Here is an 18,062-nt window from a genome sequence, read left to right on the forward strand (position 1 = left end):
GCAGCAACGCCCCCGGAGGCTGCCATGCGACGACCGCTGCGTCTGCTCACCCTGCTGGCCTGTCTGGCGCTGCTCGGCGCCTGCAGCCGTTTCGACCTGGCCTACCGCAACCTCGACTGGCTGCTGGCCTGGCGCATCGAACGCTACCTCGACCTGAATGCCGAGCAGAAGGCCTGGCTCGAACCGCGCCTGGACCAGCACCTGACCTGGCACTGCAGCACACAGCTGCCACAGCTGACCCACTGGCTGGACCAGGACCGCGCCACCCTCGCCGCCGGCGAATTGGACGCGCCCCAGCTGCGCGCCCGCCTGGGCGAACTGCGCGCTGCGCTCGAACAGATTCCCGGCGAGGTCAGCCCGACCGTCGCCGGCCTGCTGCAGCAGCTCAGCCCGCTGCAGGTGCAGCAGTTGCGCGAACAGATGGCCAAGGAAAATGCCGAGCTGCGCCGCGAATTCGTCGCCCCACCGCTGGAGCAGCAGATCGCGCTACGCGCGCAGAACACGGAAAAGCGCCTGCAGCCCTGGTTTGGCGAGCTCAACGCAGCGCAACAGGCCCTGGTGCGCCACTGGGCCGAGCAGCGCGGCGAGCAGAACCGCCTGTGGCTGGACAGCCGCGAGCGCTGGCAGGCAGCGTTGCTGCAGGAGCTGGAAGGCCGCCGCAGTGCCGACTTCGCCGCGCGCATCGAGCGTCTGCTGCGCGAACGGCAGAGCTACTGGAGTGATGCCTACCGGCAGTCGTTCGAGCAGAGCGAAAGCGACCTGGCCGAGCTGCTCGGCCAGCTGATTGCCAGCGCCGACAACACTCAGCGCCAGCGTCTGTATGACCGTCTCGGCGCCCTGCGTGAGGACATCGCCGGGCTGGAGTGCGTCACGCCGGCAGCGGCGGCAGTCGCCAGTCGATCGGAGTAAGGCCGCACTGCTTGAGGTACTGGTTGGTGCGGCTGAAGTGGCCGTTGCCAAGGAAGCCCCGGTAGGCCGACAGCGGCGAGGGATGCGCCGACTTCAGCACCAGATGGCGGGTGGTGTCGATCAGCTTCTGCTTGCTCTGCGCGTGCGAGCCCCAGAGCAGGAACACCAGGTTGCCGGGGCGCGCATTGACCACCTCGATCACCTTGTCGGTGAACGGCTGCCAGCCCTTGTCGGCGTGCGAGCCGGCGCTGGCCTGCTGCACGGTGAGTGAAGTGTTGAGCAGCAGCACGCCCTGCTCCGCCCAGCTCTGCAGATAGCCGTGCGCGGGGATGTCGATGTTCAGGTCGCGCTTGAGCTCCTTGAAGATGTTCACCAGCGAGGGCGGCGCCGGCACGCCCGGCTGTACCGAGAAGCACAGGCCATGGGCCTGGCCCGGACCGTGGTAGGGGTCCTGGCCGATGATCACCACCTTGACCTGGTCCAGCGGCGTGGAATTGAGCGCATTGAAGATCAGCGGCCCGGGCGGGTAGATCACCTTGCCGGCCGCCTTCTCGGTGCGCAGGAACTCGCTCAACACCTTCATGTAGGGCTTGTCGAACTCCTCGCGCAGGGCTTCTTTCCAGCCCGGTTCGAGTTTGATGCGGTCGTCGGCGCTCATGCGGCTTTCCTGCGGAAAAAACGAAAGCGGCACGCTAGGCAAGGCACCGGGGCAAGTCAAGGCTGATGCCGCGCCATCACGCCGCTGGATGCGTGTGGCGGCGCCGCGCAAGCCGACCAAGACTACTGGCTCCCACTGCCGAGGAGCATGGATCATGACAACCGGCATCAGCCGCGAACGCCTGGAGCAGGCACTGCAACACTCCACCTTCGCCCAGCTGCTGGGCGCCGAGCTGCTCGACTTCGAGCCCGGCCGCGTCAGCCTGCAGGTACGCAGCCGGCCCGACCTGTGCCAGCACCACGGCTACCTGCACGGCGCCGTGGTCGGCTTCATGGTCGACAGCGGCTGCGCCTGGGCGGCGGCCTCGCTGTGCGGCGACGTGGTCACCAGCGAGTACAAGCTCAACCTGCTGGCCCCCGCCATCGGCGAGCGCCTGCTGTGCCGCAGCGAAGTGCTCAAGGCTGGCCAGCGCCAGGCGGTGTGCCGGGCCGATGTGTTTGCGCTGAAGAATGGCCTGGAGAAGCTGGTCGCCACCGGGCTGGCGACCATTGCCCGGGTCTAGTTCAGGCGGTTTCCAGCGGCCGGTGCTCGCGGCAGATCAGCTCGGCCTCGTTCGGCGCCAGTGGCTCCTGGGTCAGGCCGCAGAACGGCCGGCCATCGCGTTGCTGATGGAAGCGGCAGATGCGACACAGGCCGAAGCCCGGCACGTCCTGGCTGCGCTGGATCTGCAGTAGCAGGTCGGCGAAGGCCGCCTCCAGCACCTGAGCGCGCTCGCCCATCTGCTCCACGGCTGTGAGCAGAAACTCCGGCGGGTTGATCGCCGCCACCAGCGCCTGCGCCGCTGCACTCAGGCGCAGGTGCACGCTGCGCCGGTCGCGCGCGTCCGCCACTTTCTCGATCAGGCCCCTGGCCTCCAGCGCCTTGAGCGACTGCGACACCGTGCCCTTGGTCAGCCCCAGGTACTCGGTCACCGCCAGCGGAGTGTCCGAGTAGCGGTTGCAGCGCGACAGGTAGATCAGCGCACTGACCTGAATCGGCTGCAGCTCCGCCAGCAGCGGGTGCTGGCGGTTCCAGATGCGCATCAGGCTGGTCAGGCGCTCGATCAGGTCGAAGAGAGTCGTGGCGGTCATATCATCATTTTGATCGAAAATTAGTATCGAGTAAAAACTATATAAGCAGAACGAGCGCCGGCGTAGCCTTCCAATCAGTATCGATTCGATACTAAAACAACTCAAGGAGACTCGAAATGACCCACGCACGTTTCTACCATGCCGGCTGCCCCGTCTGCGTCTCGGCCGAACAGACCCTGCTCGGCCTGCTTGCCCCACAGGTCAAGGTCGAGGTCGTTCACCTCGGCGACCAGCCGCAGCGGCTGAGCGAAGCCGAGCAGGCCGGCGTCAAGTCGGTGCCGGCGCTGGTGGTCGAAGGCCAGGTGCTGCACCTGAACTTCGGCGCCGCCCTCGACGACCTCAAGTAAGGAGCCCGGCGGTGAACGTTCAGGTATTCGACACCCACGTACGCACGCTCGAAGGGGCTTACCTACACTTCGACGTGCTCATCGAGGGTCAGGACCAGGCGCTTGCCGCCCGCCATGCCCGCGACTGGCTCGCCAGCCGCGGCGTGATGGCGGAGGACGTGGCGCAAAGCCGTTGCCAGTTCTGCCACAGCGAGCCGGCCCACCCCGAGGTGGCCGCCGCGATTGCCCGGCAGGGTTATTTCATCATCCCGCTGCAGGGTTGCTAGGAGGTCAGCATGAACACGTACCAGCCCCTGAACTGCGACCTGTACGACTACCTGGAGATCGCCTGCATGCACGGCTATCGCCTGCAGGTCGAGCTGGTCGACGGCCCCGGCTTCGTAGCCAGGGCGCTGGATACCCACACGGCGGCGAGCAAGGAGGAGTTCCTCGTGCTGCAGACCGACGAGGGCCGGCAGGAGGTGCGTCTGGATCGCCTGCTGGCCATCACCCCGCTCGACCCAGGCGCCAGTTTCGGCCGGGTGGAGCTGGCCGGCAGGGTCTGCTCAATCTGATTGCTCGCGCGGGCCGTTCACCCGGCCCTTCATGCGTCGGCGCCTGCAATTTGCTAGCATCGCCAGCCCTTTTCCCCTTGTCGTCGTCACTATGTCGCAGTCCGCCAATGCCGTGCGTTTCGCCCTGCTCACCCGCTTTCTCAAGGGTGAAGCCAAGGTGCCACAGATGCCGGAAGCCGCCCTGCGCATTCGCCGTCTGCTGGAGGACCCACGCACCTCGCTGGAACAGTTGGCACGGGTGATCAACAGCGATCCGCCGCTGGCGGCCTACCTGATGCAGTTCGCCGACAGCCCGCTGCTGCGCGGCGGCCGCCAGGGCATGTCCATGCGCGACCTGCTGGCGCGGCTGGGCACCCGCCAACTCAATGACCTGGTGCTGGGCTTCACCGTGCGCCACCTGTTCGCCAGCCGCGAAACCATCCTGCAACAGGCCTTTGCCCTGCGCTGGCGGCGTGCGCGGGAGCGCGCCGCCTACTGCGCGGCACTGGCCCAGCGCTGCAGCCTGGCGCTGGATGACGCCATGCTCGCCGGCCTGCTGCAGGACATCGGCAGCCTGCCGCTGCTGGACGAGCTGCAGCACTGGCCGGACTTCCCGCGCGAGATGGCGGCGCTGGACGAGTTGTGCGACCAGCTCTCCGCCGACATCGGCGCACTGGTGCTGACCCGCTGGCAACTGCCCGCTGCCGTCATCGAATGCGCGCGCCAGCGCGGCCAGTGGCAGCGCCAGCACGAGGGCGCGGCAGACCTCACCGACCTGGTCCTGGTCGCCAGCGCCTTGCAGGCCGACGCGGCCGCCCTGGTCGAGCCCTTGCCGGCGCAACAGCGCCTCGGCCTGCAACAGCCGCTAGCTGAGCTGCGCGAGGCGCTGCGCCCCGAGCTGCAGCTGTGGCTGCGCCTGCTCGCCTGATCAGCCGCGATGCAGCGCTCGGTAATGGCTGGGCGCCATGCCCACCACCTTCCGGAACAGCCGTGAGAAGTAGTAGGGGTCGTCGTAGCCCAGTTGCTCGGCGATCTGCCGCACTTCCAGGGTGCCCTGGTCGAGCAGGCGACAGGCCTGGGCCATCTTCAGCTGGATGAAGTCCTGGATTGGCGCGTGGCCGGTCAGGGCACGGTAGGTCTTGGCGAAGTGGAAGCGCGACAGCTTGAACTGCGCGGCCAGCTCGTCGAGGTTGAGGCTGCCGTGCAGGTGGCTGCGCATCACCGCCTGCACCGCGTCCACGTCCAGCACCCGTCCGGACTTCAGTGTGGTGCGGATCGGCAGCACGGCCAGCGAGCTGAGCAGCGCCTGCAGCTGGTGGGCGGCGTGGATGAAGTGCGCCGGGTTGAGGCCACGGCGATGCAGGCCAAGCAACGCCTCGAAGTCGGTCAGCAGGCGTGGCTGCACACCGATACGACGCACACCGGGCTTGCCCAGCAGGCGCAGGAAGTCGTCGCACAGGGCGCCGTCGAAATGCACCCAGTGGATGGTCCAGGGCCGCTGCGGGTCGGCACCGTAGGTGTGCGCCAGGCCCTTGGGCAACAACAGCAGGTCACCGCCACCCACCTCCAATCGTCCATCCACGCTGTCCAGCCAGCCGCGCCCGGCACGGCAGTAGATGAGCAGGTGGTCATCCGGTAGCGGCCGCTGCATGCGGTGCCCGGCGGCCTCCGGGTAGAAGCCCAGAGCCAGCGGATAGCAGCCTGCCGAGAGCGGGTGACGGGCCAGTACACGCCTCAGCCGAGGCGGCACGATAAAGCGCAGGCCGTTGGCCGGCAGTGGCCAGTTGGAGGTTTCCACCGAGGCGTTCATGGCGCCCTCATTGTTGTTCGAATGCCAAGATCGTCCATCCCCCGAGCAAGATCGTCAATCCACAGGGGGTTCGGCTGCGGCTATAACAGGGGCACACAAGAACAATCAGGAGGCCCTCGATGCCCCAGGTGATCCCCCAGCTGATCAACGGCCAATGGCAGGCCAGCAACGCCCGCGAACTGATCGAGGTGACCGACCCGGCCACCCAGGAAGTCCTGGCCCTGGCGCCCAAGGCCACCCACGAGGAAATCGAGGCGGCCATCGCCGGCGCCAAGCAGGCCTTCTTCAGCTGGCGCGAAGTCCCGGTGCCGGAACGTGCTCGGCTGATGCTGCGTTACCAGCACCTGCTCAAGGAGCACCACGACGAGCTGGCCGAGATTCTCGCCGGCGAGACCGGCAAGACCTTCGCCGATGCCAAGGGCGACGTCTGGCGCGGTATCGAGGTGGCCGAGCATGCGGCCAACATCTGCAGCTTGATGATGGGCGAGACGGTGGAGAACGTCGCCCGCGAGATCGACACCGCCAGCTATATCCAGCCGCTCGGCGTGTGCGTCGGCATCACCCCGTTCAACTTCCCGGCGATGATCCCGCTATGGATGTTCCCGCTGGCCATCGCCTGCGGCAACACCTTCATCCTCAAGCCCTCCGAGCAGGACCCGCTGACCCCCAACCGCCTGGCCGAGCTGTTCCTCGAGGCCGGCGCGCCGGCCGGCGTGCTGCAGGTGCTGCACGGCGGCCGCGAGGTGGTCGACGCCCTGCTCACCCACGAGGACATCCGCGCCATCTCCTTCGTCGGCTCGGTGCCGGTGGGCCAGCATATCTACCGCACGGGCACACAACACCTGAAGCGCGTGCAGGCCTTCGCCGGCGCCAAGAACCACATGGTGATCATGCCCGACGCGCCCAAGGACCAGGTGCTCAGCAACCTGGTGGGCGCCAGCTGCGGTGCCGCCGGCCAGCGCTGCATGGCGATCAGCGTGGCGGTGTTCGTCGGCGAGTCGAAACAGTGGATTGCCGAACTGGCCGCGCAGATGGCCGAGCTGCGCCCCGGCTACTGGAAGGACAGCGGCGCCGCCTATGGTCCGCTGATCAGCCAGCAGGCCAAGCAGCGCGTGCAGAAACTGATCGCCGAGGGCAAGGCGGAAGGCGCCGAGTGCCTGCTCGACGGCAGCCACTGCGAGGTGCCGGGCTATCCTGACGGCAACTGGCTGGGCCCGACTCTGTTCCGCAACGTCAAGCCGAACATGTCGATCTACCGCGAGGAGATCTTCGGCCCGGTGCTGGTGTGCATGGAGGTCGACACCCTTGAGGAGGCCATCGAACTGGTCAACGCCAGCCCGTTCGGCAACGGCACCAGCATCTTTACACGCTCCGGCGGCGCCGCGCGGCATTACCAGCATGCGGTGGAAGTCGGCCAGGTGGGCATCAACGTGCCGATCCCGGTGCCGCTGCCATTCTTCTCCTTCACCGGCTGGAAGGGCTCCTTCTACGGCGACCTGCACGCCTACGGCAAGCAGGCGGTGCGCTTCTACACCGAGACCAAGACCGTCACCAGCAGGTGGTTCGATGACACTCCGGTCTCTGGCCCGAATATGACCATCCAACTGAAGTGAGACCTGACTCACCTCAATAAGCGACGACTACGACGAAAAGACAATGCCTCCGCGTTCGCCAGGGCTGCACAGTCGGCCCTGGCATAACAACAACAGGGAGCATTGCATGAAACGACTGACTGCCTGTCTGGCCCTCTGGGCCGGACTCACCGCCGCCGCGCAGGCGGCCGAGCCGATCACCCTCGGCCTCAGCTACCCGCGCACCGGCAGCTACAAGGAAGAAGGACTGGCACAGATGCGTGGAGCCCTGCTGGCCATCGATGAGCTGAACGCCAAGGGCGGCGTACTCGGCCGCCCGCTGCGCCTGTCCAGCCTGGACGACGCCTCGCGCCCCGAGAAGGCCGCGCGCAACGTCGACAAGCTGGCCGGCGAAGGCGCCGCCATGCTCTTCGGTGGTGCCTCCAGCGCCGCCGCGATCGCCGCCGGCAAGCGCGCCAAGGAACACGGCCTGCTGTACTTCGGCACCCTCACCTACTCCAACGACACCACCGGCAAGGACGGCCACCGCTACCTGTTCCGCGAGTGCAACAGCGCCTGGATGAGCGCCCGCGTGCTCGGCCAGTACCTGGCCAAGCAGCTGCCGGACAAGCGCTACTTCTACGTCACCGCCGACTACACCTGGGGCAACACCACCGAGAGTTCGCTGCGCGAAACCACCGGCACCCAGGATGGCGCGCGCAATCCCGGCCTCAAGGTGCCCTTCCCTGGCGCGCGCATGGCCGACTACCAGAACGCCCTGACCCAGGCCGCGCAGAGCGACGCCGAGGTGCTGGTACTGGTGCTGTTCGGCGAGGACCTGGTGCGCGCCATGCGCGTGGCCGAGAAACTCGGCCTGACCCGCAAGGTGCAGATCGTCGCGCCCAATCTGACCCAGGGCATCGTCGAGCAGGCCGGCCCCGGCCTGATGGAAGGCGTGGTGGGCACCGAGCCCTGGACCTGGCGCGTGCCGGAGCTGGAAGGCAGCCAGGCCGGCCAGGCCTTCGTCAGCCACTTCACCGAGCGCTACGAGGTCTACCCCTCCAGCGCCGCCGCCTCGGCCTACAGCATCGTCCGCCAGTGGGCGGAGGCCGCCGGCCGCGCCAAGAGCCTGGACAGCGAGGCGCTGATCAAGGCCCTGGAAGGCCACCGCTACAGCCTGCTCAAGGGCCCGCAGGAGTGGCGCGCCTTCGATCACCAGAATGTGCAGACGGTGTACGCGGTACGGGTCAAGAGCCGCGCCGAGGTGATGGCCTCGCCACGGCACCAGGATTACTTCGAGATCGTCCACCGCCTGGACGGTGACAAGGCCGCGCCCAGCCTGGCCGAATGGCAGGCCGAGCGGCGCGCCGCCGGCCAGCCCACGACATTGCAGTGAGAGCCTATGGACTTTGAGCTGAACGAAGAACAACGCCTGCTGGTCGACAGCGCCCGCGCCTTCGCCACGCGGGAGCTGGCGCCGCATGCCGCCGACTGGGACCGCGAGCAGTACTTCCCGCTGGAGGTGATCCGCCGCGCCGCCGAGCAGGGCTACCTGGCCCTGTACATCGGCGAGGACGACGGCGGCCTGGGCCTGTCGCGCCTGACCAGTTCGCTGATCTTCGAACAGCTCGCCGCCGGCTGCGTGGCCACCACGGCCTACCTGACCATCCACAATATGGCCACCTGGATGCTGGCCAGTTTCGCTGATGAAGCCCTGAAAGCGCAGTACCTGCCAGGGCTGACCAGCGGCGAGCTGCTGGCTTCCTACTGCCTGACCGAGCCGGACGCCGGCTCCGACGCCGCCCACCTGCGTACCCGTGCCCGCCGCGAGGGCGACGAGTACCTGCTGGACGGCAGCAAGTGCTTTATCTCCGGTGCGGGCAGCACGGATGTCTTGATCGTCATGGCCCGCACCGGCGAGGACGGCGCCAGGGGCATCTCCTGCTTCCTGGTGCCGGCGGGTGCCGAGGGCGTGAAGTACGGACGCAACGAGGACAAGATGGGCTGGAAGGCGCAACCAACCCGCACCATCAGCTTCGAGGGCGTGCGCATCCCCGCCGGCAACCGCATCGGCCCCGAGGGCCAGGGCTTCGTCTACGCCATGAAGGGCCTGGACGGCGGCCGCCTGAACATCGCCAGCTGCTCGCTCGGCGCGGCCCAGGCAGCGCTGGAGCAGAGCCTGCGCTATGTCGAGGAGCGCAAGCAGTTCGGCAAGCCACTGGCCGAGTTCCAGGCCCTGCAGTTCAAGCTGGCCGATATGCTCACCGATTTAACAGCGAGTAGGCAGATGGTGCGCCTGGCCGCGCACAAGCTGGACAACCGCCACGCCGAGGCCGCGCTGTACTGCGCCATGGCCAAGCGCTTCGCCACCGACCACTGCTTCGCCCTGTGCAACGAAGCGCTGCAACTGCACGGCGGCTACGGTTACCTGAACGACTACCCGCTGGAGCGCTGGGTGCGCGACAGTCGCGTACACCAGATACTGGAAGGCACCAACGAGATCATGCGGGTGATCATCGCCCGCCGCCTGCTGGACCAGGGCGGCATGCTCGATCGCCTGCTGTAGTTTTGGCTTTTAGTCCCCTCTCCCCTCGGGGAGAGGGTCAGGGAGAGGGGGCCGATCAACCTCCCTCTCCCCCTGCCCCTCTCCCATGAATGGGAGAGGGGAGTAATCCGACGAGGACCGTTATGAGCACCGCCATCGAACCCTACAACCCCGGCATGTTCGACCTGACCCACAAGCTGACCGTGGAGAAGCACGGCCATACCGCGCTGATCACCATTAACCACCCGCCGGCCAACACCTGGGACCGCGACTCGCTGATCGGCCTCAAGCAGGTGGTCGAGCACCTCAACCGCGACGACGATGTCTACGCTCTGGTGGTGACCGGCCAGGGCAGCAAGTTCTTCAGCGCCGGCGCCGACCTCAACCTGTTCGCCGACGGCGACAAGGCCCGCGCCCGCGAGATGGCGCGGCGCTTCGGCGAGGCCTTCGAGACCCTGCGCGACTTCCGCGGCGTGTCCATCGCTGCGATCAACGGCTACGCCATGGGCGGGGGCCTGGAGTGCGCCCTGGCCTGCGATATCCGCATCGCCGAGCGCCAGGCGCAGATGGCCCTGCCGGAAGCGACGGTCGGCCTGCTGCCCTGCGCCGGCGGCACCCAGGCCCTGCCCTGGCTGGTCGGCGAAGGCTGGGCCAAGCGCATGATCCTCTGCGGCGAGCGCATCGACGCCGAAACCGCCCTGCGCATCGGTCTGGTCGAGCAGGTGGTGGACAGCGGCGAAGCGCGCGGCACCGCCCTGCTGCTGGCAGCCAAGGTGGCGCGGCAGAGCCCGGTGGCGGTGCGCACCATCAAGCCGCTGATCCAGGGCGCCCGCGAACGTGGGCCGAACACCTGGCTGTCCGAGGAGCGCGAGCGCTTCGTCGACCTGTTCGACGCCGACGATACCCGCGAGGGCGTCAACGCCTTCCTCGAGAAGCGCGACGCCCAGTGGCGCAACAAGTGATCCGTAGGGTGGAAAACGACCGCAGGTCTTTTCCACCAACCTTCCCTTCGGTGGATAACGCTACGCGCTTATCCACCCTACGATGGCCCGCCTGATGAACATGCATTTCGAAGAACGCGCCGCCCAGCATGGCTACCGCATCGGCATCGCCAGCCTGGACGCCGAGAAGAGCCTCAACGCCCTGACCCTGCCGATGATCGAGGCGCTGGACGCCAAGCTGCGCCAGTGGGCCGAGGACGAGCGTATCGCCTGCGTGCTGCTGCGCGGTAACGGGCCCAAGGCCTTCTGCGCCGGCGGCGACGTGGTGCAGCTGGTGCAGCAGTGCCGCGAGCATCCGGGTGAAGTGCCGCCGCTGGCGCGACGCTTCTTCGCCGACGAATACCGCCTCGATCACCGCATCCACACCTACCCGAAACCGCTGATCTGCTGGGCCCATGGCCACGTGCTGGGCGGCGGCATGGGCCTGATGCAGGGTGCGACGATCCGCATCGTCACCCCGAGCAGCCGCCTGGGCATGCCGGAGATCAACATCGGCCTGTACCCGGATGTGGGCGGCAGCTGGTTCCTCGCTCGCCTGCCGGGCAGGCTCGGCCTGTTCCTCGGCCTCACCGCCGCCGGCATCAATGCCCGCGACGCGCTGGACCTGAACCTGGCCGACCGCTTCCTGCGCGACGAGCAGCAGGACGCGCTGCTCGACGGCCTGGCGCAGCTCAACTGGCAGCAGCAGGCGCCCGAGCAGCTCAACAGCCTGCTGCGCGCCCTGGAGCACGAGGCCCGTTCCGAGCTGCCGCAGGCCCAGTGGCTGCCACGCCGCGAGCGCATCGACGCACTGCTCGACGTGGCCGACCTGCCCGCCGCCTGGCGCGCCCTCGCCGCCCTGCAGGGCGACGACGACCTGCTGCTGGCGCGCGCCGCCAAGACCCTGGCCGCCGGCTGCCCGCTGACCGCACACCTGGTCTGGCAGCAGATCCGCCGCGCCCGCCATCTGTCGCTGGCCGAGGTGTTCCGCATGGAGTACGCCATGAGCCTTAACTGCTGCCGCCACCCGGAATTCCCCGAGGGTGTGCGCGCCCGCCTGATCGACAAGGACCAGGCGCCGAAGTGGCACTGGCCCGACCCGGCGACCATTCCGACGGCGGTGATCGCGGCGCACTTCGCGCCGGTCTGGGACGGGGCGCATCCGCTGGCGGATTTGTAGGAACGAGCCGTGCCCGGATGAAATCAGGGAGGGCTGCGAAACCGCGACCCGGATTGCATCCGGGCTACGTGCCGACACTCCCCTCTCCGTTCGCGGCAGAGGGTGCGGGGCAACCCGCGTAGGGAGAGGGTCATGCAGGCGACGCCGAGTCGCCCCCCTCTCTCTAACCCTCTCCCCCAGGGGAGAGGGAAGAACAAGGCCCTGCACGGCCACACCATCACCGGGACTGTAAAAGGAGAACAACAATGACCCAGATCGCCTTTATCGGCCTCGGCCACATGGGCCTGCCGATGGCCCGCAACCTGCTCAAGGCCGGCTTTGCCGTCACCGCCTTCGACCTGGCGCAGGAGGCGCTGGACGCCTTCGCGCGGGACGGTGGCAAGCGCGCTGCCAATGCTGCCGAGGCCGTGCGCGACGCCCAGGTGGTGGTCAGCATGCTGCCCGCCAGCCGCCATGTGGAGGGTCTGTACCTGGGCGATGACGGCCTGCTGCAGAAGATCACCCCCGGCAGCCTGGTGCTGGAATGCTCGACCATCGCCCCGGACTCCGCGCGCAAGGTGCATGCGGCCGCCGCCGCGCGTGGCATCGCCCTGCTCGATGCGCCCGTGTCCGGCGGTACCGCCGGCGCCGCCGCCGGCACCCTGACCTTCATGGTCGGCGGCAAGGCCGAGGCGCTGGAATGCGCGCGCACCGTGCTCGCCGCGATGGGCAAGAACATCTTCCACGCCGGCCCCGACGGTGCCGGCCAGGTGGCCAAGGTGTGCAACAACCAGCTGCTCGCCGTGCACATGATCGGCACCGCCGAGGCCATGGCCCTGGGCGTGGCCAGCGGCCTGGACCCGGCCGTGCTGGCCGAGATCATGCGCCAGAGTTCGGGCGGCAACTGGAGCCTGGAGAAGTACAACCCCTGGCCGGGACTGATGGACAACGTGCCGGCGTCGAAAGGCTACAGCGGTGGCTTCATGGCCGAGCTGATGGCCAAGGACCTCGGCCTCGCCCAGGAAGCCGCACAGGCTACCGGCAGCAGCACACCGATGGGCGCGCTGGCACTGCAGCTGTATCGCCTGCTGCTCAAGCAGGGCAACGGCAAGCTGGACTTCTCGGCGGTACAGAAACTGTTCGTCGAATGAACGGCTGAGCAGGCAAACGGCGAAGGACCTGCATCCTTCGCCGTGCCCTAGTCAGTAGGCGCGGCGCATACCGCCAACGCCCTCGCGATGTTGCGAGTGGCGCCTGCCATCATGCTCGCGACTGCCGTCGTGCCGGCGTGGGTAGCCGTCATAGCGCTGTCCGCCATGTTGCTGCTGCCAGGACGACCGGTCGCGGCGGTCATGGCCGCGATAGCGCTGGTCCCAGCCATGGCGCGGTGGCTGGTAGCCGCGGTCATGCTCGCGGTAGCGCTCGTGGCGCCTGCCATCCTGCCATTGGTAACGACCGTCATAACCCGGCGCGTAGTAGGAGTGGCGACGCTCCTGATAACGGTCGCGGTGCCAGCGGTGATAGCTGCGATCGTCGTCGTAGTAATAGATGCGGGTGGAGGGATAACTCTCGTAGTAGCGCACGCTGGGGCCGGGATAACCGTAGTCACCACCGTACACGGCGCAACCGCTGAGGCTCAGGGCCAGAACTGCAAGGACAAGGGCTAGACGGGACATGGCGGCCTCCTTCGACCGCGGGGAAGGCGCCGGCGAGTGCCGGCTCCGGGACTGCTCCCACTGCATCTGACCGCGTCACCGGGGCAAGCGCATACCGGGCCCCGGGCGAACTTTCATTACAAGTTGTTACAGCGCCGACAGCTCGATGTCGTCCTTGTAGGGCGACTGCAGGTCGCGCTCGGGAATCTCCCAGATCAGCAGCTGCGGTGGCGTTTCGCGGAAAGCCGGGCTGGCGAAATAGTCCCTGGCGGCGCCGGAGAACTCGCCGCCGTCCTTGGCGAAGTTGCCCAGGCTGGCCCCCAGGGCCTGCTCGAGGAAGGCCACGAAGTTGGAGTTGCGCGAGAAGGAGGTACCGATCAGCGCGACGTTGGGCAGCTGACTGTCACCGAACAGGTCGTCCTCGCTGGTCGCCTCGGCCTGCTCGACCTTGCTGAAGCGCGACTCGGCCACCCGCTCGCCGGCCGGCTGCAGGCCTTCCGGCAGCCAGTCGAGGCCGGCCAGACGCACCAGATCACCGGGACGCGGCGCCTCCGCCTGCAGCTCGCGCTTGAGCTGCTGAGCCGGCGTCGGGGTCACACCGAGCACGCCGACCTGCGGCGCCAACGCCAGTGCGGCGGCCTGCGCCCCTGCTTCGCTCCAGTGGGTGTCGCTGCGCAGGTAGGCCGAGCTGCCCAGCGCCTGCAGGGTCGGCGCCAGGTCCAGCACGGCCACGCCGGCCTGCTGCAGCTGCGCCTGCCAGCGCTGCGCGCGATCGGCCAGCTGGGCGGAACGGCTGATGCCGCACAGCTGGTCAGCGGCGATCCGGCTCTTGTCCGGCACCAGCGCCACCAGCAGACGGATATTGCGCGTCGCCAGCCAGTCGCGCACGGCGAGCACCTTCTGCGCACGCGCCTGGGCATTGGCCTCGGCACGCGGGTGGATGCGGTTCTCGTCGGCCAGGAACAGCCAGCCCGGACAGCCCTGGCGCACGCGCGCGCCGGTGTCGCCGATCAGCAGCCAGCTGGCGGCGCGCTCCAGGTCGGCCGCCTTCCTGGCCAGCGTCACATGGGACAGTTCCTTGGCGATATGGTGGGTGATCTCGCCTTCGCTGATGGCGGCCCAGCCGTGCTCCTTGGGCAGCAGGTCTACCTTGCCGCTGACGAACATGGCCCACAGGCAGCTGAGCAGGCCGGCCAGCAGGAATACGAACATCACCACTCCGGCCACCGGGCTGAGCAGAATGGTCATCGCACTCGGCGGCACCGGAGCGAGGGAAGCGTCTTTTTTCGACATGAGGACGTCCCCTTAGAACTGGAAGTACAGGAAAGGTACGGTTTCACGGCTGGCGATCAGGGCGAACGACAGCAGGAAACCGGCGACCGGCCACAGGGCGCCAACCGCACGGAAGCTCAGGCTGTGACCGAAGCGCGCCTCGGCACGGGCCTGCAGCAACGGCAGCAGCAGGCACACCACGCCGAGGGCGGCGGCGATGCCGTGAGCCGGGCGCAGGGTCGCCGCCAGGGCATCGCCGAGGGCGAAGCCGTTGAAGCCGAACTGGCCGGCATACATGCCCAGCGCCGTGGCGAAGTCCGGCGAGCGGAACAGGGTCCAGGCCAGGCAGACGAACAGCAGCGTCACCGTGTGCGCCAGCGGCGCCGGCAGGTCCGGCAGGCCGGCGCGGCTCCAGGCACGGTCGATGCACAGGGCGATACCGTGGGCGGCGCCCCAGAGCACGTAGTTCCAGCTGTCGCCGCCATGCCATAGACCGCCGATGGCCATGATCAGGAACAGGTTGCGGTAGGTCTTCCAGGTGCCGAAGCGGTTGCCGCCCAGGCCGATGTACAGGTAGTCGCGCAGCCAGCTGGACAGCGAGATGTGCCAGCGCCGCCAGAAGTCCTGGATATTGCGCGCCCAGTACGGCCGGTTGAAGTTCTCCGGGAAGTGGAAGCCGAGCATCAGGCCCAGGCCGATGGCCATGGCGCTGTAGCCGGCGAAGTCGAAGAACAGCTGCAGCGAGTAGGCCAGGCAGCCGATCCAGGCATCGACGAAGGACGGGTTGGTCTGATGGAACGCCACATCTACCAGCGGCGACAGGCTGTCGGCGACCAGCACCTTCATGCTCATGCCGATCATGAAGCGGCGCGCGCCGAGGGCGAAGTTCAGCGGGTTGAAGTAGCGCTGCACCAGCTCGCGACGCACCCAGTCGTAACGGATGATCGGGCCGGCGATGGAGTGGCCGAACATCGCCAGGTAGGTGGCGAAGTTGGCGAAGCTGCGCTCCACCGGCACCACCTTGCGATGCACGTCGACCAGGTAGGAAATCACCTGCAGCACGATGAACGACAGGCCCGCCGGCAGCGCCACTTTCTGCCACTCGAACGGCATGGAGCCGTGCGCGGTGAGCAACTCGTTGAAGGTCGCGGCAAGGATGTTGGCGTACTTGTACCAGCACAGCACCAGCACGTTGGCCACGATCAGCAGCGTCAGCAGTCGGTAGCGCCGCCGCGACTGCGGATCGGTCAGCTCCACCAGCAGGCCGCCGACCCAGCCCACCACCGTCAGCACCACGTGCAGCAGGAGGAAGGCCGGGCTCAGCCAGCCGTAGAAGATCCAGCTGCCGATCAGCAGCACATGGTTGCGCCCCCCCGGCCGGACCAGGGCATACACCAGCATGAAGGTGGGCAGGAACAGCAGGAGAAACTCGAGGGAGGCGAAAACCATGTCGGGATCTTAATTGGCCAGGTTGTCGACGGCCTGGAACAGGCGCGGACCCTGGGCCGAGGGCACCAGGAACAGGGTGTAGCGCTGACCGGCGGCCAGCTGGCCGAGGTCCAGCGGCTGGCCGACGGCGGCACCGCCGCAACGCAGCTGCACGGACAGCTTCAGCGGGTTGATCGAACGCCGCTGCAGGCTGCCTTCGGCGACATCCTTGAAAATGTCGACATTGCGCCCGGCGGCCTGCAGGCCGGCGTTGGCGCAGCTGCCATCGAGGCTGTAGAAGGCCAGCGAAGCTTTCAGGGCGTTGAAGTCGTCCGGCTGCTCGCGCAGGGTCACCAGGCGCAGTTCCTTGCCGTTACCAAGGCCGACCACGGTGGCGAACTCACCCGGCTCGACACTGACATCCAGCGCCTGCTGCGCGTCGCCCTGCTTCAGGCTGCCCTGGATCGGCTTGCCGGCCGGCACGGTGAGGAAATCGGAGGCACGCTGCTCGCCTTCCAGGCGCAGGCTGGCGCCGTTGGCGGCGTTCAGCTCCAGGGGCGCCTCGCCGGCGTTGAAGAAGCGCAGGAAGGCCGAATCTTCGCTGGGGCCGGTGGGGTACAGCGGAATCTCCGCCGCCAGGGCCTGGCCCAGCGGCAGCAAAGCGAACAGACCGAGCAGTGCGCGCTTCATCACTTGCCTCCTTTCAGGCTGGCGGCCGGCAGCTTGCTCATCGCTTCGGCAATGGCATTGCCCCAGGCCTTGTAGCCGGCCACGGTGAAGTGCTGGCCATCGGTGGTCACCCACTGCCCCGGCTTGGACATCTTCAGCGAGTCGACATAGGTGCAGGGCGCCACGTTGGCGGCGAGGAACTGCGACATGAACTGGGTGCGCGGGTCGTTCTTCTTGTACTTGCCACCGACCTTGCCCCAGGCCGGGCCGACCCACACGCACTTGGTGCCAGTGGCGGCGATGGCCTTGGTCAGGTTGGTCACGCTCTGCCAGGCCCAGGCCTTGGGAAAGGCCGGCTTGTCGTAGGAGGCCATGGTGTCGCCGATGACCAGCACCACCACATCCGGCTTCTGCTGCGCGATCAGCTCCTTGATCGGCGTGGTGGTGGCGCCACTGCCCTTGAGCACCAGCTTGCCGTTGTTGTCCTGCACGGCACCGCAGTCGACCTTCTTGGTCACCAGCCAGTCGGCCGCGCTGGCACCGCAGGCGCCGATGGAGTGCACGTTGGCGCCTTTGGCCACCAGCGCCGCATTGAGCGGCTCGGTCAGGTGGTTCTGCAGGCTCATGTGGCTTTCGCCGAGCACCAGAAGGGTCAGGCCGGCCAGTACGGAAGAAGACATCTGAAACTCCTTGAATCGTTCACTGCGTAAAGAGGAATACCGGGCTTACTGGGCGGCGCCCTTGCGCACTTTCTCCAGCTCGGCGCTGATGGCCGCGCCCCACTTCTGGTAGCCCTGCACGTTGAGGTGCTGACCGTCGGTGGTGGCCCACTCGCCCGGCTTGGAGAATTTCAGCGAGTCGACGTAGCTGCACGGCGCCACGTTGGCGGCGAGGAAGGCCGACATCTGCTTCACCTTGGCGTAGGTCTTGCCGTATTTGCCGCCCTCGGTGCCCCAGTTCGGCCCGACCCAGGTGCACTGGGTGCCGGTGGCGCCGATGGCCTTGGTCAGGCTGGTGGTCTGCTGCCAGATCCAGGCCTTGGGGAAGGACGGCTTGTCGTAGCCGGCCATGGTGTCGCCGATCACGATCAGCACCAGGTCTGGCTTGTCCTTGGCGATCAGCTCCTTGATCGGCGTGGTGCTGGCCTTGCCGCGCAGCACCTGGGCCGGCTCCTTGCCACGGCGCTCGGCCGCACCGCAGCCGCCGCCCGGGGAGACTTTCAGCCAGTCGCCGGCGTTGGCCCCGCAGATACCGATGGAATGGACGTTGGCACCCTTGCGGATGAGGTCGTCGTGCAGGCCGCCGATCAGGTAGTTGGGAGTGGCCATATGGCTGTCGCCAATGATCAGGATCGACAGGCCGGCAAGCAGGGAGGAAGCCATCGGATAAATGCCTT

At 67.6% G+C, this 18,062-nt stretch carries 21 protein-coding genes; 12 read left to right on the plus strand and 9 right to left on the minus strand.

The window, feature by feature from the left end:
- Positions 1-24 precede the first annotated feature (24 nt).
- The gene (locus PA6_RS02620; RefSeq protein WP_021699320.1) at positions 25-909 is read left to right on the plus strand and encodes a DUF6279 family lipoprotein; all 885 of its coding nucleotides are present in this window, start codon (positions 25-27) and stop codon (positions 907-909) included.
- On the opposite strand, the gene ung is transcribed toward PA6_RS02620, so the two are convergent.
- Entirely contained in the window at positions 869-1,567 is a 699-nt protein-coding gene (ung, locus tag PA6_RS02625) for a uracil-DNA glycosylase (RefSeq protein ID WP_021699321.1), read from the minus strand. The genes PA6_RS02620 and ung overlap by 41 nt on opposite strands.
- A gap of 154 nt (positions 1,568-1,721) precedes the next feature.
- On the opposite strand from ung, the gene PA6_RS02630 reads away from it, so the two are divergent.
- A complete protein-coding gene (locus tag PA6_RS02630) occupies positions 1,722-2,129 on the plus strand; it encodes a PaaI family thioesterase (RefSeq protein ID WP_021699322.1) in 408 nt (135 codons plus the stop codon).
- A 1-nt stretch (position 2,130) separates the two neighbouring features.
- Here the strand turns inward: PA6_RS02630 and PA6_RS02635 are convergent, their stop codons facing one another.
- Positions 2,131-2,697 carry a MarR family winged helix-turn-helix transcriptional regulator gene (locus tag PA6_RS02635; protein ID WP_021699323.1) on the minus strand — a complete coding sequence of 189 codons (567 nt, stop codon included), beginning with the start codon at positions 2,695-2,697 and terminating at the stop codon, positions 2,131-2,133.
- A 116-nt stretch (positions 2,698-2,813) separates the two neighbouring features.
- Here PA6_RS02635 and PA6_RS02640 point away from each other — a divergent pair, with 116 nt between their 5' ends.
- From PA6_RS02640 to PA6_RS02655, 4 genes are all read left to right on the plus strand, one after another.
- Positions 2,814-3,044, plus strand: a complete 231-nt coding sequence (locus tag PA6_RS02640) for a glutaredoxin domain-containing protein (protein ID WP_021699324.1) — start codon at positions 2,814-2,816, stop codon at positions 3,042-3,044.
- An 11-nt stretch (positions 3,045-3,055) separates the two neighbouring features.
- Entirely contained in the window at positions 3,056-3,310 is a 255-nt protein-coding gene (locus PA6_RS02645) for a DUF2024 family protein (protein WP_021699325.1), read from the plus strand.
- 9 nt (positions 3,311-3,319) lie between these two features.
- On the plus strand, positions 3,320-3,598 hold the full coding sequence (locus PA6_RS02650; RefSeq protein WP_021699326.1) for a Rho-binding antiterminator: 279 nt from the start codon (positions 3,320-3,322) through the stop codon (positions 3,596-3,598).
- 91 nt (positions 3,599-3,689) lie between these two features.
- Entirely contained in the window at positions 3,690-4,505 is an 816-nt protein-coding gene (locus PA6_RS02655; protein ID WP_021699327.1) for an HDOD domain-containing protein, read from the plus strand.
- On the opposite strand, the gene PA6_RS02660 is transcribed toward PA6_RS02655, so the two are convergent.
- Positions 4,506-5,387: an AraC family transcriptional regulator gene (locus tag PA6_RS02660; protein WP_021699328.1), complete on the minus strand. Its 882-nt coding sequence runs from the start codon at positions 5,385-5,387 to the stop codon at positions 4,506-4,508.
- Between the two features lie 119 nt (positions 5,388-5,506).
- Between PA6_RS02660 and PA6_RS02665 the strand changes: the two genes are divergently transcribed.
- The 6 genes from PA6_RS02665 (at position 5,507) to mmsB (ending at position 12,793) form a co-directional block, all read left to right on the plus strand.
- Complete coding sequence (locus PA6_RS02665; protein WP_021699329.1) at positions 5,507-7,000, plus strand: CoA-acylating methylmalonate-semialdehyde dehydrogenase; 1,494 nt, start codon at positions 5,507-5,509, stop codon at positions 6,998-7,000.
- A 106-nt stretch (positions 7,001-7,106) separates the two neighbouring features.
- Complete coding sequence (locus tag PA6_RS02670) at positions 7,107-8,354, plus strand: ABC transporter substrate-binding protein (RefSeq protein WP_021699330.1); 1,248 nt, start codon at positions 7,107-7,109, stop codon at positions 8,352-8,354.
- Between the two features lie 6 nt (positions 8,355-8,360).
- On the plus strand, positions 8,361-9,524 hold the full coding sequence (locus PA6_RS02675; protein ID WP_021699331.1) for an isobutyryl-CoA dehydrogenase: 1,164 nt from the start codon (positions 8,361-8,363) through the stop codon (positions 9,522-9,524).
- Between the two features lie 122 nt (positions 9,525-9,646).
- On the plus strand, positions 9,647-10,465 hold the full coding sequence (locus PA6_RS02680) for an enoyl-CoA hydratase (protein WP_021699332.1): 819 nt from the start codon (positions 9,647-9,649) through the stop codon (positions 10,463-10,465).
- Between the two features lie 94 nt (positions 10,466-10,559).
- The gene (locus tag PA6_RS02685) at positions 10,560-11,663 is read left to right on the plus strand and encodes an enoyl-CoA hydratase/isomerase family protein (protein WP_043216203.1); all 1,104 of its coding nucleotides are present in this window, start codon (positions 10,560-10,562) and stop codon (positions 11,661-11,663) included.
- A 245-nt stretch (positions 11,664-11,908) separates the two neighbouring features.
- Positions 11,909-12,793, plus strand: a complete 885-nt coding sequence (gene mmsB, locus PA6_RS02690) for a 3-hydroxyisobutyrate dehydrogenase (RefSeq protein ID WP_021699334.1) — start codon at positions 11,909-11,911, stop codon at positions 12,791-12,793.
- A gap of 51 nt (positions 12,794-12,844) precedes the next feature.
- On the opposite strand, the gene PA6_RS02695 is transcribed toward mmsB, so the two are convergent.
- From PA6_RS02695 to PA6_RS02720, 6 genes are all read right to left on the minus strand, one after another.
- Positions 12,845-13,318: a hypothetical protein gene (locus tag PA6_RS02695; RefSeq protein ID WP_021699335.1), complete on the minus strand. Its 474-nt coding sequence runs from the start codon at positions 13,316-13,318 to the stop codon at positions 12,845-12,847.
- Positions 13,319-13,444: 126 nt separating this feature from the next.
- Positions 13,445-14,590 carry an alginate O-acetyltransferase AlgX-related protein gene (locus tag PA6_RS02700; protein WP_021699336.1) on the minus strand — a complete coding sequence of 382 codons (1,146 nt, stop codon included), beginning with the start codon at positions 14,588-14,590 and terminating at the stop codon, positions 13,445-13,447.
- A 12-nt stretch (positions 14,591-14,602) separates the two neighbouring features.
- Entirely contained in the window at positions 14,603-16,018 is a 1,416-nt protein-coding gene (locus PA6_RS02705) for an MBOAT family O-acyltransferase (RefSeq protein WP_021699337.1), read from the minus strand.
- Between the two features lie 9 nt (positions 16,019-16,027).
- The gene (locus tag PA6_RS02710) at positions 16,028-16,687 is read right to left on the minus strand and encodes an alginate O-acetyltransferase AlgF (RefSeq protein ID WP_021699338.1); all 660 of its coding nucleotides are present in this window, start codon (positions 16,685-16,687) and stop codon (positions 16,028-16,030) included.
- Positions 16,687-17,346 (minus strand): SGNH/GDSL hydrolase family protein, encoded by a 660-nt coding sequence (locus PA6_RS02715; RefSeq protein ID WP_021699339.1) that lies wholly within the window; start codon positions 17,344-17,346, stop codon positions 16,687-16,689. Before PA6_RS02715 ends, PA6_RS02710 begins: the two co-directional genes overlap by 1 nt.
- Before the next feature lie 45 nt (positions 17,347-17,391).
- Positions 17,392-18,048 carry an SGNH/GDSL hydrolase family protein gene (locus PA6_RS02720; RefSeq protein ID WP_021699340.1) on the minus strand — a complete coding sequence of 219 codons (657 nt, stop codon included), beginning with the start codon at positions 18,046-18,048 and terminating at the stop codon, positions 17,392-17,394.
- Between the last annotated feature and the right edge of the window lie 14 nt (positions 18,049-18,062).

Source organism: Aquipseudomonas alcaligenes NBRC 14159, from assembly GCF_000467105.1.
GTDB lineage: Bacteria > Pseudomonadota > Gammaproteobacteria > Pseudomonadales > Pseudomonadaceae > Aquipseudomonas > Aquipseudomonas alcaligenes.

What these genes read in the sequence shown, in the direction of transcription:
- PA6_RS02685 (WP_043216203.1), top strand. Translation starts at nt 10,560, where the DNA reads ATGAACATGCATTTCGAAGAACGCGCCGCCCAGCATGGCTACCGCATC.
- PA6_RS02705 (WP_021699337.1), bottom strand. Translation starts at nt 16,018, where the DNA reads ATGGTTTTCGCCTCCCTCGAGTTTCTCCTGCTGTTCCTGCCCACCTTC.
- PA6_RS02720 (WP_021699340.1), bottom strand. Translation starts at nt 18,048, where the DNA reads ATGGCTTCCTCCCTGCTTGCCGGCCTGTCGATCCTGATCATTGGCGAC.
- PA6_RS02675 (WP_021699331.1), top strand. Translation starts at nt 8,361, where the DNA reads ATGGACTTTGAGCTGAACGAAGAACAACGCCTGCTGGTCGACAGCGCC.
- PA6_RS02635 (WP_021699323.1), bottom strand. Translation starts at nt 2,697, where the DNA reads ATGACCGCCACGACTCTCTTCGACCTGATCGAGCGCCTGACCAGCCTG.
- PA6_RS02630 (WP_021699322.1), top strand. Translation starts at nt 1,722, where the DNA reads ATGACAACCGGCATCAGCCGCGAACGCCTGGAGCAGGCACTGCAACAC.
- PA6_RS02620 (WP_021699320.1), top strand. Translation starts at nt 25, where the DNA reads ATGCGACGACCGCTGCGTCTGCTCACCCTGCTGGCCTGTCTGGCGCTG.
- PA6_RS02660 (WP_021699328.1), bottom strand. Translation starts at nt 5,387, where the DNA reads ATGAACGCCTCGGTGGAAACCTCCAACTGGCCACTGCCGGCCAACGGC.
- PA6_RS02700 (WP_021699336.1), bottom strand. Translation starts at nt 14,590, where the DNA reads ATGTCGAAAAAAGACGCTTCCCTCGCTCCGGTGCCGCCGAGTGCGATG.
- PA6_RS02655 (WP_021699327.1), top strand. Translation starts at nt 3,690, where the DNA reads ATGTCGCAGTCCGCCAATGCCGTGCGTTTCGCCCTGCTCACCCGCTTT.
- mmsB (WP_021699334.1), top strand. Translation starts at nt 11,909, where the DNA reads ATGACCCAGATCGCCTTTATCGGCCTCGGCCACATGGGCCTGCCGATG.
- PA6_RS02665 (WP_021699329.1), top strand. Translation starts at nt 5,507, where the DNA reads ATGCCCCAGGTGATCCCCCAGCTGATCAACGGCCAATGGCAGGCCAGC.
- PA6_RS02650 (WP_021699326.1), top strand. Translation starts at nt 3,320, where the DNA reads ATGAACACGTACCAGCCCCTGAACTGCGACCTGTACGACTACCTGGAG.
- PA6_RS02680 (WP_021699332.1), top strand. Translation starts at nt 9,647, where the DNA reads ATGAGCACCGCCATCGAACCCTACAACCCCGGCATGTTCGACCTGACC.
- PA6_RS02710 (WP_021699338.1), bottom strand. Translation starts at nt 16,687, where the DNA reads ATGAAGCGCGCACTGCTCGGTCTGTTCGCTTTGCTGCCGCTGGGCCAG.
- PA6_RS02695 (WP_021699335.1), bottom strand. Translation starts at nt 13,318, where the DNA reads ATGTCCCGTCTAGCCCTTGTCCTTGCAGTTCTGGCCCTGAGCCTCAGC.
- PA6_RS02640 (WP_021699324.1), top strand. Translation starts at nt 2,814, where the DNA reads ATGACCCACGCACGTTTCTACCATGCCGGCTGCCCCGTCTGCGTCTCG.
- ung (WP_021699321.1), bottom strand. Translation starts at nt 1,567, where the DNA reads ATGAGCGCCGACGACCGCATCAAACTCGAACCGGGCTGGAAAGAAGCC.
- PA6_RS02715 (WP_021699339.1), bottom strand. Translation starts at nt 17,346, where the DNA reads ATGTCTTCTTCCGTACTGGCCGGCCTGACCCTTCTGGTGCTCGGCGAA.
- PA6_RS02670 (WP_021699330.1), top strand. Translation starts at nt 7,107, where the DNA reads ATGAAACGACTGACTGCCTGTCTGGCCCTCTGGGCCGGACTCACCGCC.